The sequence below is a fragment of the Rouxiella sp. T17 genome (assembly GCF_036663475.1).
Taxonomy (GTDB): domain Bacteria; phylum Pseudomonadota; class Gammaproteobacteria; order Enterobacterales; family Enterobacteriaceae; genus Rouxiella.
The window spans coordinates 76,456-91,145 of sequence record NZ_JAWUEA010000026.1 but is presented as its reverse complement, the minus strand read 5'-3'; the positions used below and the strand labels follow the sequence as shown (position 1 = coordinate 91,145).

General features: G+C 55.7%; 16 protein-coding genes and 1 pseudogene. 12 read left to right on the top strand and 5 right to left on the bottom strand.

The annotated features are described in order from the left end of the window. Nucleotides 1–2 precede the first annotated feature (2 nt). The 9 genes from phnH (at nt 3) to SC206_RS07045 (ending at nt 7,666) form a co-directional block, all read left to right on the top strand. Entirely contained in the window at nt 3–584 is a 582-nt protein-coding gene (gene phnH, locus SC206_RS07085; RefSeq protein WP_332735543.1) for a phosphonate C-P lyase system protein PhnH, read from the top strand. Beyond that, nucleotides 584–1,684, top strand: a complete 1,101-nt coding sequence (locus SC206_RS07080; protein ID WP_332735542.1) for a carbon-phosphorus lyase complex subunit PhnI — start codon at nt 584–586, stop codon at nt 1,682–1,684. The genes phnH and SC206_RS07080 overlap by 1 nt, the downstream gene beginning before the upstream one ends. Further along, nucleotides 1,674–2,588, top strand: a complete 915-nt coding sequence (locus tag SC206_RS07075; protein WP_442976037.1) for an alpha-D-ribose 1-methylphosphonate 5-phosphate C-P-lyase PhnJ — start codon at nt 1,674–1,676, stop codon at nt 2,586–2,588. Before SC206_RS07080 ends, SC206_RS07075 begins: the two co-directional genes overlap by 11 nt. Then, a complete protein-coding gene (phnK, locus tag SC206_RS07070; protein ID WP_332735540.1) occupies nt 2,585–3,352 on the top strand; it encodes a phosphonate C-P lyase system protein PhnK in 768 nt (255 codons plus the stop codon). Before SC206_RS07075 ends, phnK begins: the two co-directional genes overlap by 4 nt. A 22-nt stretch (nt 3,353–3,374) precedes the next feature. Continuing rightward, nucleotides 3,375–4,085, top strand: a complete 711-nt coding sequence (gene phnL / locus SC206_RS07065) for a phosphonate C-P lyase system protein PhnL (RefSeq protein ID WP_332735538.1) — start codon at nt 3,375–3,377, stop codon at nt 4,083–4,085. Beyond that, nucleotides 4,082–5,233, top strand: a complete 1,152-nt coding sequence (gene phnM, locus SC206_RS07060) for an alpha-D-ribose 1-methylphosphonate 5-triphosphate diphosphatase (protein ID WP_332735536.1) — start codon at nt 4,082–4,084, stop codon at nt 5,231–5,233. Before phnL ends, phnM begins: the two co-directional genes overlap by 4 nt. Next, nucleotides 5,233–5,832, top strand: a complete 600-nt coding sequence (gene phnN, locus SC206_RS07055) for a ribose 1,5-bisphosphokinase (RefSeq protein WP_332735534.1) — start codon at nt 5,233–5,235, stop codon at nt 5,830–5,832. Before phnM ends, phnN begins: the two co-directional genes overlap by 1 nt. A gap of 90 nt (nt 5,833–5,922) precedes the next feature. Continuing rightward, nucleotides 5,923–7,362: a non-oxidative hydroxyarylic acid decarboxylases subunit C gene (locus tag SC206_RS07050; protein WP_332735532.1), complete on the top strand. Its 1,440-nt coding sequence runs from the start codon at nt 5,923–5,925 to the stop codon at nt 7,360–7,362. Nucleotides 7,363–7,381: 19 nt separating this feature from the next. Then, on the top strand, nt 7,382–7,666 hold the full coding sequence (locus tag SC206_RS07045; RefSeq protein ID WP_332735530.1) for a non-oxidative hydroxyarylic acid decarboxylases subunit D: 285 nt from the start codon (nt 7,382–7,384) through the stop codon (nt 7,664–7,666). 22 nt (nt 7,667–7,688) lie between these two features. Here SC206_RS07045 and SC206_RS07040 read toward each other — a convergent pair whose 3' ends face one another. Further along, the gene (locus tag SC206_RS07040; RefSeq protein ID WP_332735528.1) at nt 7,689–8,579 is read right to left on the bottom strand and encodes a LysR family transcriptional regulator; all 891 of its coding nucleotides are present in this window, start codon (nt 8,577–8,579) and stop codon (nt 7,689–7,691) included. Nucleotides 8,580–8,671: 92 nt separating this feature from the next. Beyond that, nucleotides 8,672–9,103 (bottom strand): annotated as a pseudogene (locus SC206_RS07035) (YhbP family protein); the annotation flags it as partial. A 207-nt stretch (nt 9,104–9,310) separates the two neighbouring features. Between SC206_RS07035 and SC206_RS07030 the strand changes: the two are divergent. After that, nucleotides 9,311–9,577 carry a GIY-YIG nuclease family protein gene (locus tag SC206_RS07030; RefSeq protein WP_332735833.1) on the top strand — a complete coding sequence of 89 codons (267 nt, stop codon included), beginning with the start codon at nt 9,311–9,313 and terminating at the stop codon, nt 9,575–9,577. 14 nt (nt 9,578–9,591) lie between these two features. Here SC206_RS07030 and SC206_RS07025 read toward each other — a convergent pair whose 3' ends face one another. The 3 genes from SC206_RS07025 to ubiT all read right to left on the bottom strand — a co-directional run bounded on the left by SC206_RS07025 (nt 9,592) and on the right by ubiT (nt 12,433). Next, a complete protein-coding gene (locus SC206_RS07025; protein WP_442976050.1) occupies nt 9,592–10,920 on the bottom strand; it encodes a carbohydrate porin in 1,329 nt (442 codons plus the stop codon). A gap of 473 nt (nt 10,921–11,393) precedes the next feature. Next, nucleotides 11,394–11,897 carry a GNAT family N-acetyltransferase gene (locus SC206_RS07020; RefSeq protein WP_332735526.1) on the bottom strand — a complete coding sequence of 168 codons (504 nt, stop codon included), beginning with the start codon at nt 11,895–11,897 and terminating at the stop codon, nt 11,394–11,396. Beyond that, nucleotides 11,891–12,433: a ubiquinone anaerobic biosynthesis accessory factor UbiT gene (gene ubiT, locus SC206_RS07015; RefSeq protein ID WP_332735829.1), complete on the bottom strand. Its 543-nt coding sequence runs from the start codon at nt 12,431–12,433 to the stop codon at nt 11,891–11,893. Before ubiT ends, SC206_RS07020 begins: the two co-directional genes overlap by 7 nt. 324 nt (nt 12,434–12,757) lie before the next feature. Between ubiT and ubiU the strand changes: the two genes are divergently transcribed. Continuing rightward, the gene (ubiU, locus tag SC206_RS07010) at nt 12,758–13,753 is read left to right on the top strand and encodes a ubiquinone anaerobic biosynthesis protein UbiU (protein ID WP_332735524.1); all 996 of its coding nucleotides are present in this window, start codon (nt 12,758–12,760) and stop codon (nt 13,751–13,753) included. A gap of 39 nt (nt 13,754–13,792) precedes the next feature. After that, on the top strand, nt 13,793–14,671 hold the full coding sequence (locus tag SC206_RS07005) for a U32 family peptidase (protein WP_332735522.1): 879 nt from the start codon (nt 13,793–13,795) through the stop codon (nt 14,669–14,671). Nucleotides 14,672–14,690 lie beyond the last annotated feature (19 nt).

Below are 14,690 nucleotides of genomic sequence, written 5' to 3'. Positions count from 1 at the left end.
AGATGTCATTAGTTGCCAGCTTTCAGCATCCGGTTGCCGATGCACAGTACAGTTTCCGCCGTATTCTCAAGGCGTTAAGCGAGCCAGGTAATGTGGTTACGCTGCCTGCCATGCCGGGATTCGGCCTGCTCGGTTCCGCCAGCGCCTGCGTCTTGCTGACCCTTATCGATCGCGATACGCCTTTGTGGATCAGTCCGCAGCTCGACGATGAAATACTGCGTCAAAACCTGCGTTTTCATACCGGAGCGCGATTAACCGACGATCCGCGCGCCGTCAGCTTTGCCCTCGCCGATCGTTCGCTCGATAGCGCCACCCTGCTTGCCTTTCCGTGTGGCGATGAAATGTCGCCGGAGCTGGCGACCAGCGTGATCGTGCAGGTTGAGTCGCTCGACGGCGGCCAGCCTCTGCGCCTGAGCGGGCCGGGCATCGCGCAGTCATGCCTAATTTCGCCGCTGCTGCCGCGCGCCGTCAGTGACTATCTGTTAAATCGTCCGCACCGTTTCCCGCTGGGTCTGGACTTTATGCTGACCTGCGGTGAGCAGCTGCTTGCCTTGCCGCGCACCAGCCGCGTGGAGGTTAACTAATGTACGTTGCGGTTAAAGGGGGCGAAAAGGCTATCGAAGCTGCCCATGAATTGTTGGCGCATCAGCGTCGCGGCGACACGCAGGTGGCTGAGCTTGAGGCTAGTCAAATCGAGCAGCAGCTCGGGCTGGCGGTAGATCGCGTGATGAGCGAAGGCGGAATTTACGATCCCGAGCTGGCCGCGCTGGCTATCAAGCAGTCGTCGGGGGATCTGGTTGAGGCGATTTTTCTGCTCCGCGCCTATCGCACCACGCTGCCGCGACTGGCGACCAGCCAGCCGCTGAACACCGCCACGATGCGTTTGGAGCGTCGCGTGTCGGCTATCTATAAAGATCTGCCGGGCGGACAAGTTTTGGGGCCGACTTACGACTATACCCATCGCCTGCTGGATTTCGCGCTGCTGGCCGAAGGGTTGGATCCGCGCGCGCCCGAAGGTGACGAAACCTTGCCGGAATCGTGCAGCCACGTGTTTGATTTGCTGGCTAATCAGCAGCTTGCCGTGCGCGAAGAGGATGACGGCAGCGAGCCGGAAGATATCACCCGCACGCCGCCGGTTTATCCGGCCTCGCGCGCCGCCAGATTGCAGCAGCTGGTGCGCGGCGACGAAGGCTTTTTGCTGTCGCTGAGCTACTCCACCCAGCGCGGTTATGGCCGCACGCATCCGTTTGCGGGCGAGATCCGCACGGGTTGGCTGACGGTCGAAATCGTGCCGGAAGAGCTGGGTTTCGCGATTGATATCGGCGAGATCTTGCTGACCGAATGCGAGATGGTGAACGGCTTTATCACGCCGGAAGAGAGGCCGCCGCACTTTACCCGCGGTTACGGGCTGGTGTTTGGCCGCGCCGAGCGCAAGGCGATGTCGATGGCGCTGGTTGACCGCGCGCTGCAAACCACCGAGCACAATGAGCAGGTGCGCAGCCCCGCGCAGGACGAAGAGTTTGTACTCTCGCACGCCGATAACGTCGAGGCCGCCGGGTTTGTCTCGCATCTGAAACTGCCGCATTACGTCGATTTTCAGGCCGAGCTGGAGCTGTTGCAGCGTCTGCGCGCCACCGCCGCGGAGAAGGCCATGATGAAGGGAAAACCGTCCGATGAAATCTGAAACTTTTCAAGCAAAACAGAATCAATCGCAAAAAAAGCCTCGGCAGACCGCAACGGGCTATAACCCGGGTTATCTCGACGAGCAGACCAAAAGAATGATCCGCCGCGCGATTCTAAAAGCCGTGGCGATCCCGGGTTATCAGGTGCCGTTCGCGGGCCGTGAAATGCCGATGCCTTACGGCTGGGGAACCGGCGGGATCCAGCTGACCGCCAGCGTGATCGGTCAGGATGACGTGCTGAAAGTGATCGATCAGGGCGCCGACGATACCACCAACGCCGTGTCGATCCGTCGCTTCTTCAAAAACGTCGCCGCCGTCGAAACTACGGAAAAAACCCGTGAGGCGACGCTGATTCAGACTCGTCACCGGATTCCGGAAACGCCGCTGCAAGAGGATCAGATCCTGATTTTTCAGGTGCCGATCCCCGAGCCGCTGCGCTTTATCGAGCCAAGCGAAACCGAAACGCGCAAGATGCACGCGCTGGAAGAGTACGGCGTGATGCAGGTGAAACTGTACGAAGATATCGCGCGTTTTGGCCACATCGCCACGACGTACGCTTATCCGGTGAAGGTGAACGATCGTTACGTAATGGACCCCTCGCCGATCCCGAAATTCGATAATCCGAAAATGAACATGATGCCCGCGCTGCAACTGTTTGGTGCCGGACGCGAAAAGCGCATCTACGCGCTGCCGCCGTTTACCAAAGTCGAAAGCCTGGACTTCGAGGATCACCCGTTTTCGGTACAAAAATGGGATCAGCCGTGCGCGATTTGCGGGTCACACGACAGCTATCTCGATGAGGTGGTGCTCGACGATCTCGGCAATCGAATGTTCGTTTGTTCCGACACTGATTTTTGTTCCCAGCAGAACGAAAACGTATCTTCACACGAGGCGCGTCCGCAATGAATCCGTTACTTTCGGTTGAAAATCTGACCCATCTTTATGCGCCGGGCAAAGGCTTCAGCGATGTTTCATTCGACATTTATCCCGGCGAAGTGTTGGGTATCGTTGGCGAATCGGGCTCTGGCAAAACGACGTTGCTGCATTCGATTTCCGCTCGCCTTGCGCCTCAGCAGGGGCGAGTTATTTACGACAACGGCGTGCAGCCGGCGCATTCGCTGTATGAGATGGCGGAAAGCGATCGTCGTCGTTTGCTGCGCACCGATTGGGGCGTAGTGCATCAACATCCTATGGACGGCCTGCGTCGGCAGGTTTCGGCGGGCGGCAATATCGGTGAACGTCTGATGGCGATCGGCGAGCGCAATTATGCGCATATTCGTCAGCAGGCGAGCCAGTGGCTGCAAGATGTCGAAATTCCGGTTTCGCGTCTCGACGACCTGCCCACCACTTTTTCCGGCGGCATGCAGCAGCGCCTGCAAATAGCCCGCAATCTGGTGACGCATCCGCGTTTAGTGTTTATGGATGAGCCGACCAGCGGCCTTGACGTCTCCGTTCAGGCGCGTTTGCTGGATTTACTGCGCACGCTGGTGGTGGAAATGCAGCTCGCGGTGGTGATTGTGACCCATGATTTGGGCGTCGCGCGCCTGTTGGCTCACCGATTACTGGTGATGAAACAGGGTCAGGTGGTGGAAAGTGGGTTAACCGACCGCGTGCTCGACGATCCGCATCATCCTTATACCCAGCTGCTGGTTTCTTCCGTTTTGTCCTGAGCCTTTAAAAAGTGAGCCATCCATGACAACCAGACTTAGGGTCGACAATCTCGCCAAGACCTTTATTTTGCACAATCAACAGGGCATTCGGCTGCCGGTATTTCACGACGCCAGCCTCGAGGTCAACGCGGGCGAATGCGTGGTGCTGCACGGCCATTCCGGCAGCGGAAAATCGACACTTTTGCGCTCGCTGTACGGCAATTATCTGCCCGACAACGGCCACATTTGGGTCAAGCATCGTGACCAGTGGATCGACATGGTCGGCGCGCAGGCGCGAGAAATTCTCGACGTGCGCCGTCACAGCGTCGGCTGGGTCAGCCAGTTTTTACGGGTAATTCCGCGTATCAGCGCCCTGCATTTGGTGATGCAGCCGCTGGTCGAGCTGGGCGTCGATAAAGCCGAAGCCGAGCAGCGCGCCGCCGCATTATTGCAGCATCTTAACGTGCCCGAACGCCTGTGGCAGCTGGCGCCTTCGACCTTTTCAGGCGGCGAGCAGCAGCGGGTTAACATCGCGCGCGGCTTTATTGTCGATTATCCGGTGTTGCTGCTCGACGAGCCGACGGCTTCGCTCGACGCCACCAATCGCGCGGCGGTGGTGACGCTGATTGAAAAAGCCAAGGCGCGCGGTGCCGCCGTGGTCGGTATTTTTCACGATGAAGAGGTGCGCGAACGCGTGGCGGACAGGCTGCACGTTATGACGCCAGATTCGGTTAATGCGGAGAATTTTGCATGATTATCAACAACGTCAATTTGGTATTGGCGCAAGAAACGGTCAAGGGTTCGATTGAGATTAAAGACGGAATCATTTCGTCGTTTACCGATAATCCAAGCCAGCTGCCTCAGGCGGTCGATGCCGACGGCGCGTGGCTGATGCCCGGTTTTGTCGAGCTGCATACCGATAATCTGGACAAGTTTTTCACTCCGCGCCCAAAAGTTGACTGGCCCGCGCATTCGGCGATGAGCAGCCACGACGCGCTGATGGTCGCCAGCGGCATTACCACCGTGCTCGACGCCATCGGCGTGGGCGACGTGCGCGACGGCGGGCATCGGCTTGATAATCTTGAGAAAATGATCGGCGCGGTGATTCATAGCCAGCAGTCTGGATTAAATCGCGCCGAACATCGGCTGCACCTGCGCTGCGAGCTGCCGCACGAAACCACGCTGCCGCTGTTTGAAGAGCTGATGAACAAGCCGGGCGTCTCTCTCGTCTCCTTAATGGACCACTCGCCGGGCCAGCGTCAGTTTTCAACGCCAGAAAAATATCGCGAATATTATCAGGGAAAATATCAGCTTAACGATCAGGACATGGAAGCTTTTCAGGCGGAGCAAATAGCCAACTCCCAGCGTTGGGCGCAGCCAAATCGGCTGGCGATTGCCGCCCACTGCCGCGAAAAAGGCATCGCGCTGGCGAGTCACGATGACGCCACCGCCGCTCACGTGCAGGAGTCGAAAGCGCTGGGCAGCGTGATTGCCGAGTTCCCGACCACGGAAGAAGCCGCGCGGGCCTCGCACGCAGAAGGGCTGCAAGTGTTGATGGGTGCACCAAATATCGTGCGAGGCGGCTCGCATTCCGGCAACGTGGCGGCAAAATATCTGGCGTCGCTCGACCTGCTTGATATTCTCTCTTCCGACTACTATCCAGCCAGCCTGCTGGACGCCGTGTTTCGTATTGCCAATGATGACAGCAACGCTTTCACCCTGTCGCAGGCCGTGGCGCTGGTGACGCGTAATCCGGCGCGGGCGCTGGGGCTGGAAGATAGAGGAGTGATTGCCGAGGGCAAACGCGCGGATCTGCTGCTGGCACGCGCGCACGGCCCGCATCACTACATTCAAAACTACTACGTGCAAAACGTCTGGCGTCAGGGAATACAGGTATTCTGATGGCAAAGCTGGTTTACGTGATTGGCGCGTCGGGGTCGGGCAAAGACAGCCTGCTCGACGCGCTACGAGAGAAAATGCCGCCAGCGCTGCTGGTGGCGCATCGCTACATTACCCGTCCGGCGCACGCGGGGGCGGAAAATCACGTCGCGCTAAGTGGCGAAGAGTTTGCGCTGCGGCAATCACGTGGCCTGTTTGCCCTCGACTGGCAGGCGCACGAAACGCGTTACGCGCTAGGTCTCGAAATCGATTTGTGGATGCAGCAGGGATTTAGCGTGGTGATCAACGGCTCGCGAGCGCATCTGCCGACGGCGCTTGCTCGCTATGGCACGACATTACTGCCGGTTTATCTGCACGTTTCGCCCGAGGTGCTGGCTCGGCGGCTTGAGGCGCGCGGGCGTGAGTCAGCCACGGAAATCGAGCAGCGTTTGCAGCGCGCGGCACAGTATCAGCACGGTCTGCCCGCGTCATGTCAGCGCCTTGATAATAATGGCGATTTACAGCACACGCTGGCGAACCTGCTGGCGGTATTGCATCAGGCGAAGTGTTTAACGGCGTCCGCCCGAGATACGCCATCCGTTTGCCGTTCGGGCTATATTTAAAAGCTATACCGACGATCTTTTTAAGTCATGTTCCAACGGCTCCGCGCCCCAGATAATCGAATTAAGTCTGGGATAAAAGGAGCCGTAACCATGCCATTTCACGATTTACGCAGTTATCTTGAAGAACTCGACGCACAGCAACAGCTGTTGCACATCACCGAGCAGGTGACGCCGGAACCGGATATTTCGGCTGCCGCCTGCGCCGCCGCCAAGCTGGGCGACAGTTCTCCCGCGCTGCTGTTTGAAAATATTCTGGGTTATCACGACGCGCGCATTGCGATGAACGTCCACGGCTCATGGCCGAATCTGGCGATCGCCATGGATATGCCGAAAAATACCCCGCTCAAGCAGCAGTTTTTTGAATTTGTACGCCGCTATCAAAATTATCCGGGCGAAGTCGAGCATCGCGACAGCGCGCCGTGGCAGGAGGTAGTGATTGAGGAGGACATCAATCTGTTTGATATTCTGCCGCTGTTTCGCCTCAATCACGGCGACGGCGGCTTTTATATCGACAAGGCGAGCGTGGTGTCGCGCGACCCTTCTCTCGAAGGCGACGCCCACGAAGCCAGCCAAAACGTCGGCATCTATCGCATTGAGGTAAAAGGCAAAAATCATCTCGGGTTACAGCCCGTGCCTGCTCACGATATTGCAATTCACCTTCAACGTGCCGAAGAGTTGGGCCTCGATTTACCCATCGCCATTACCATCGGCAATGACCCGATGATCAGCACCGTCGGCGCGATGCCTATCCTTTACAGCCAATCGGAATACGCGATGGCCGGTGCGCTCAACGGCGTGCCTTACCCTATCGTTAAAGCCGAATTAACAGGTCTGGACGTGCCGTGGGGATCCGAATTTGTACTCGAAGGGCGCATTTTGTCGCGCGTACGGGAAGCTGAAGGGCCGTTTGGCGAATTTACCGGCCACTATTCCGGCGGACGGCAGATGCCGGTGGTCGAAATCACCAAGGTGTCGCACCGCAAAAATCCGGTTTTCGAGCACCTTTATCTCGGCATGCCGTGGACCGAAATCGACTACATGATGGGCATTAATACCTGCGCGCCGCTTTACGTGCAGCTTAAAGAAGCGTTCCCGGAAGTCGTCGCCGTCAACGCGTTGTACACCCACGGATTGGTGGTGATTGTGTCGACCAAAACGCGCTTCGGCGGCTTTGCCAAAGGCGTCGGGATGCGCGTGCTGACCACGCCGCACGGCTTGGGCTACGCGAAGATGGTGATCGTGGTGGACGAAACTATCGACCCGTTTAACCTGCCGCAGGTGATGTGGGCGATGTCGACCAAGTTTAATCCGCAGTACGATTTAGTCACGGTGCCGGGCCTGTCGATTTTGCCGCTCGACCCCGCCTCGCAACCCGCCGGGATGACCAGCAAGGTGATTATTGATGCCACCACGCCGAAAGCGCCGGAAGATCACGGTCACTTTTCGCAGGAGTTGCGCGACCCGATCACCACCGATGCGTGGGTCGAGAAGCTGCAATCGATGATGCAAAATCAGCAAAATGATCGCTAATTCGCCCGGAGGAAATGAGATGGCTAATCTTGATAATGAAAAGAGTGTGCAGAATAAAGAAGGTCAGCAGCCTGAATGCTGTCCGCGCTGTGATTCTCGCGGGCCGGAGGCGCTGAGTCATTCGCCGGTAGAGGGCGCGTGGACGGTTTTTCACTGCCCGACCTGCTTCTTTACCTGGCGCAATACGGAGCCGGATTTCATTACCGATCCGCAAAAATATAACCCGAATTTCAAGTTTTCACCGGCAGACATGGCGCATTTCGGCGTGATGCCTGCGATTCCAGAATTGAAAACAAAGGGTTAAGTTTTGGCGCGCTTCTACCGCGCTAGCTAGCGGCGTTAAACGCTTCGATGACCGTTCGCAGCACCGTATTGCACTGGTGGTGCGAACGGGAAATCAGCACTAAATCATCGGCTACGGCGTCGAGTTCGGGCACCGGCAGAGTCAGCAACGCCGACGCCTCGCGGTCTTCCGCCAGCATCGGCAGCAGGCCCACGCCCATCCCCTGTTCGACCAGATGTTTCATCATCGGCACGTCGGACGCATCGGCTAAAATCTGCGGTTTCAGCCCGGCCTTGCTGAAAAATTGCATCACGTTATCGTAAACGCCAAAACCGGATTTGCGGCGCATAACCACCAGCGGCCACGCGGCGAGCTGCTGTAGCGTAACCTGCGGATCGCGCGCCAATGGGGAATCGGGGAGACACATCACTCGAAAACAGGCGCGGGCCAGCGGCTGAATCGCCAGTTCATCGTCGCGCGTGGTCAGCGGCAAATGCACCAGCGCCACGTCAATTCGTCGCCTTTCCAGCAGTTCCTCAAGATAGCCGGTATCGCCCTGCTGCAAGGAAAAGCTGAGCTGCGGATGCGCCAATTTCAGCCGTTTCATGGCCGCCGCGACTCGAGGAATCCCCATGGATACGGTGCCAATGCGCACCACGCCGCGATCGCCTTCGCCAAACGCCTGCATCTCTTCGTCGATTTCCGCTGCCATTTGCAGCAGGTCGCTAGCGCGGCGATAAAGGTAGGTTCCGGCTTCCGTCGGCGTCATGCCACGGCTCGAACGTTCAAAAAGTTTAACGCCCCACTCTTCTTCAAGCTGATGCAGCGCCTTGCTGAGCGGAGGTTGGGCAATAAACAGCACGTCGGAAGCCGCCGAAATCGAGCCGTGCTCGCACACGGCCTTGAAATAGCTGAGCGGCTTCAACTTAATCATTTTTCTGGTGACCCTGTTTCTGGTGACCCTGCTTTTCGTGACCCTGTTTCTCGCGTCCCTTCTTTTCGCGTCCCTTCTTTTCGTGACCCTTCTTTTCGTGACCAAAACAGCTTGGTGCCGAAGCCGAGCGTGTTGTCGGTCATCTTGATGTCGTCGAAACGCAGCTGCCAGACCGGCGCTTTCATTTTGGCAGCGATAGGGAATTGCTGGCAGTAAAGCGCCCGCGCGTTTTCGTCCGCGCTGCCTTCTAAAACGGTGGCTTGACCGCGATACTGAATGCCGCGAATCAGCGCGATATTTTCAGGCTGGGTGGCGATAGTGCCGACAATTTCGGGGTTTTTCGCCATCAGCGCGCCGTGCAGCGTTTTCATTTCCGTCATAAAATAGAGGCACATAGTCTCGGCATCGGTGACATAAAAACAGTTGGCGCTCCAGAGTTGGCCGTCGGCGTGCGCACAGAGCGCCAGCACGTGGTTTTCCTCTAAAAAACGGCGAATGATTTCAACGTCGTTAGCATTATTCATATTCGGCTCCCTGAAATTTTGCCTCCAGTTTAGCGCGATGAGCGGCAAGTTACCTGCGGCGGGTTGACGGAAGATGCGCTTTTGCCTCACTTATTTCGCCAGCCGTAAGGTAAACTGCGCCATCGCCAGATTTTGCCTAGAGAAAGAAAACTCGTGACTGATTCCGCCCTCTCCTCTCCTTTACTTGCCCTCGGCTGGCACCTTTATATGCTGCGCACGCCGACGGGCATGCTTTATACGGGCATCACCACTGACGTGCAGCGCCGTTTGCATCAGCATCAGCAGGGAAAAGGCGCCAAGGCGCTGCGAGGAAAAGGTGAACTAACGCTGGTGTTTCACTGCGAGGCGGGCGATCGCTCAGAGGCGTCGAAGCTGGAATATCAGGTTAAGCAGCTGAGTAAAAAACAAAAAGAGCAGCTGGTTCACAGCTGCTCGGAAGATATTTCGGCGTTTCTGCTCGCCATTAAAAAATAGCGAGCCGTTCAAGATTACAGCGCGACGTTAACCGTCACCCCGCCGACGAAGGCGTCTTTAACTTCGCTGACCGCGCCCGGTGCGGTGATATATTGCAGGTTCGGACGAATGGTCATCCACTCTGTGGCGCGAATGCCGTAATAGAGCTCGTAGTTATATTCCGCGCCGCTCTGCACCGGCAAATAGGTCGGATTATTGTAGTTGTTCACGCCGTTGGCGTTATTTTGATCGCGCTCGGTTTGAGTGTAATCATCATTGACGTGAATACGTCCGACGCCAAAACCGATTTCGTCTTTAGGACGCGCATCAAACATCCCCATATAGGTCAGCGCCACGGATTGATAATTGTCGGTAGTGGAGGTTTTCTTGTCGTTCATGACGGCTTGCACCGTCAGCGACAGGCCGCGATCCTTATCGCCATTCATCGAGGTAAGCTGCTGTTGTATCAGCAGGTATCCGCCGTAGGCATGCGCTTCGTCGCTGTAGCCGTAAGCGCCGTTACGCACGTCGCCACTGCTGTAAACGTTTCCTTTAGTGGAGCTGTAATAAGCACCCACGGCGTATTTGCCCGGCAACGCTTCAGGGCCGAGCTTCGGCAACCAGCCAAATTCCAGCGGGATCAGGTTACCAATCGAGTTTGACGTGTCGAGACGGAAACCGTTGCCCGTGTCATAGTTTTTCGGGTTCTGGTTGTAAATACCGACCTGAGTGTAGAACTCAGGAGTGATTTTGAGCTTGATACGGCCGCCCCACTGGGAGATTGGCCAGTTGTACCAGCGATCGCCACGCCAGTTCCCCGCCTGTCCGCTGCCCAGCGCCAGGTTCTGGAAGTTGCTTTTCAGCGAATCGAAATCTTCACCGACGGTAACGCGACCGGCTTTGATATCCAAAGTGTCATCGAAATAGCCCTGACGCAGCCAGAACTGGGTCAAACGGGTGGTTTGCCCACGGCCCCACACTTCCTGTGAAGAAGAGAGCGTGCCGGAACGCGGATCGCCCACGGCGTCGTTGGAGATATTGCGGCCATTACGGTTGGTCACGGTCATCTGGAATTCGGTGTCTTTCCAGTTGAGCAACTTGTCTAAATCGAGGTCAACGCCGAACTGCCACTGGTCGGAATAGCGCGCCGTGGTGTTGGTATCATAACCGCCCCCGAAATTGCTGCCGGCTTCGCCCGTGTAGTTCACCTGGAAATCAACGCCGTCATCTTTGAGTGCGGTTCGTTCGCCGCCCCAATCTCCTAGCATGTAGGTCGAGGTCGGTGAGAAAGGTCCTTCGGCGGCCAATACCTGAGCAGAACTGCAAAGCAGTCCAACGGTACATGCCAGAGTCAGCGTGTTGATGCGGAAAGAAGGTTTATTGGCCACTTTAGATTCCTTATAATTCTTAAAGTTCAGTGGCGACAATATTATTCTTCGAGGAGCAATATTCTGTGACCTGTATTTGATATTTTAAATATATTCGAACGGGGATTATTTGATTGCGCACATAACGTATCAATGTAGTGTTAAATATCGACAATTTATCTTTTTGTGCGTCTATTTGTTTCATTGCTTAAATATTAATTTGTGCAATGAATAAGCTATTTGTCTAACTTATTATCTAACTCACTGTTTAGTAGGAAATTAAAAGCTTTCGCTTGTTATTAATCCACTCTGTTTATTATTCCCGCTGTCAGCTTTAACAAAAAAAGCTATTTTTAGCTTTTGATGCTTATTTATATCTCGGTATTTTGAGTATCGCAGGAAATAAAATAGGCCAAGGTAATAACCTCGGCCTTTCTTTATAAATGAGTTAACAAGAATAAATCTAGCGCTTAATTGTGATTAAAATGTGGAGGATATTCCACCAGCCCGCTGGCATCCTCAAGGGCATTATCGGCGAGCACATAGAGCTGGAATGATTTTTCGGAATCCGGCCAGCGGCTGTGCAACTGGTGAGCGGCGGCAGGTTTGAAACCGAAGCGCGCGAAATAGTCTGGCGCGCCCTGCACAACCACGGCGGCGTAGCCAAACTCATTCAGGGCATCGAGGCCCTCGTAAATCAGCTTTTCCCCCACCTTTTGTCCGCGCTGCGACGCCTCGACGGCAAGGGGGCCGAGCGCCACCCACTGGCGATCTTCGCCGTGCACATCAACCGGCGTAAAGGCCGCGTAGCCTGCCACGCCGCCTTCGTCGTCAGTGGCAACAATGCCGAGCGTCAGCAGGCCATCTTCGCGCAGGCGCTGAACCAAATCGGCTTCGTCATCGCGACCAAAAGCCTGACGCAGCAGCTGGTCGATGCGGGCGGCATCGACGGGTATTTCAACTCTAATTAACATGGTGATACTGCCGGAGAGAATAACTCGCCGTCCTCTTGTCGTCCGGCTGCTACAAAGGCCGCCAGGCTGTCGAGCCCGTGGCGCAGTAGAGCCGGCATGCTGTCGAGATCGATGGAGTCCATCAGGTTTTTTACGTTCAAGCCCAATTCAGTATCTCCTTCAATACGTAGACGCCGTTGAAAAAACAGCGTGTCAGGATCTTCTTTGCGGGCGGCGACCAAAAGCAGGTCGTTGGCATTACCGCTAAAGCATACGTCGGCCGCTCCGTGCTGGCAAACTTGCAGCTTGCCGTCTTCGACGGTCATCAGCCAATCAAGACCGAGGTCGGCAATCTCAATCCTTAAAGTGCGATGGATCAAAAAATCGAGCTCGCCGTCTGTCAGTGCCTGCTGAAACTGCCAGTTCATTACCTGTTGCAGCACGCGGCCTTTAACGGCAAAAGGGGTATATTTTACCGGCGTTCTTAACCAGGCGGGTCCTTGTCGCACTATTTTTGCTCGAACTTGCTGGCCTAGCTGTGAACCTAATTTTTGCAACACGGAGACTTCTCCTTTAGCGACGCGCGGTTAAACGCGTTTTATGAACAATAGTAAAATGACCGGCAGTTATACGGTCGATCGTAAAATAGCCGACAGCCATGTTGCCAGATCGCCTGTTTCGTACCCTCGCCCAAATCAATATTGTCCTCTAAAAATAGTGCACCAGAAATATCCCGTACACAACCTCTGCCTTTATCCTCCTGGCGCAAACACCTCATAAGCTGCCTTAAATCAAAATATTGGCCGCACGCCTTCTTTAAGATAAGAACCAATTTTTACCACATTTAATCTTGGTTTTTTGACCCATTAACGGAGAGCGTAATGGAGCTACTTTGCCCGGCAGGTAATTTACCTGCGTTAAAGGCGGCGATTGATGAAGGTGCCGATGCGGTATATATCGGATTAAAAGATGACACCAATGCACGTCATTTTGCCGGACTCAATTTTACCGAGAAAAAATTGCACGAAGCGGTGGAGTACGTACATCGACGCCACCGCAAACTCCATATTGCCATCAATACTTTTGCACATCCTGATGGCTTTCAGCGCTGGGAACGGGCGGTGGATATGGCGGCACAATTAGGCGCCGATGCGCTGATTCTGGCCGATTTGGCGATGCTGGAATATGCCGCAAAACGTTATCCGCACGTCGAACGTCACGTTTCCGTGCAGGCTTCTGCCACCAACGAGCAGGCGATCGCGTTTTATAAAAATCATTTTGACGTCGCCCGCGTGGTGCTGCCTCGCGTTTTGTCGATGCATCAGGTGCGCCAGCTTGCTCGCGTTAGTGCCGTGCCGCTGGAGGTTTTCGCCTTCGGCAGCCTGTGCATCATGGCGGAAGGTCGCTGCTACCTTTCATCTTATTTAACCGGTGAATCACCCAATACGGCCGGTGCCTGCTCGCCCGCGCGTTTTGTTCGCTGGCAGCAAACGCCGCTGGGCATGGAGTCGCGGCTCAACGAGGTGTTGATCGATCGCTACGATCCCGGCGAAAACGCGGGATATCCGACGCTGTGCAAAGGCCGTTATCAGGTTGACGGCGTGCGTTATCACGCGCTGGAGGAGCCCACCAGCCTGAACACGCTGTCACTGCTGCCCGAACTGTTTGCCGCCAATATCGTCTCGGTAAAAATCGAAGGTCGCCAGCGCAGCCCCGCCTATGTCAGCCAGGTTACGCGGGTGTGGCGCGCGGCGATTGACCACTGTCAGCGAAATCCACAGGAATTTGTTAGCGAGCAAAACTGGATGAACACGCTGGGCCAGCTCTCTGAAGGCACGCAAACCACGCTCGGTGCCTATCATCGAAAATGGCAGTAATTCAGGGCTAAACAAGGTTCTATAAGGAGGAAAAGCATTATGAAATATTCATTAGGCGCGCTGCTTTACTGCTGGCCGAAAGCGCAGATTGAGGATTTTTATCAGGCGGCAATGAGCAGCGAGGCCGACATTATCTATCTCGGCGAAAACGTGTGCAGTAAACGGCGTGAAATGAAGGTCGGCGATTGGCTGGCCTTGGCAAAACAGCTCAGCGCCAGCGGCAAGCAGGTCGTGCTGTCGACGCTGGCTTTGATACAGGCGCCTTCAGAGTTAACCGAGCTTAAACGTTATGTTGATAACGGCGATTTCTTGCTGGAGGCCAATGATTTTGGCGCGGTGAACATGCTGGCGGAACGCGGACTGCCTTTTGTAGTGGGACACGCGCTTAACTGCTATAACGCGGCGACGCTGAAAATTTTGCAACGTCAGGGGATGATCCGCTGGTGCATGCCGGTTGAGCTGTCGCGCGACTGGCTGGCCAAGCTGCTGACGCAGTGTCGGGGGCTGGGAATTTACGGCACTTTTGAGGTCGAAGTTCTCGCTTACGGCCATCTTCCTCTCGCCTATTCGGCGCGCTGCTTTACCGCCCGCGCCGAAAATCGCGCCAAAGACGAGTGCGAAACCTGCTGTATTCACTATCCACAGGGCAGAAAGGTGCTGTCGCAGGAAGATCAGCAGGTGTTTGTACTCAACGGAATTCAGACGCAAAGCGGCGCGTGTTACAACCTCGGCAATGACTTGCTGACCATGCAGGGGCTGGTCGATATCGTGCGGCTTTCGCCACAAACGCCTGAAACCTTCGAGGTAATGGCGGCGTTTCGGGCCAACGAAAAGGGGCTGAATCCGCTCACGCTCGCCGCCTCGCGCGATTGTAATGGCTACTGGCAGAATATTGCGGGCATGAGTTTAACTAGCTGAATTTGCGATAAATACGCAT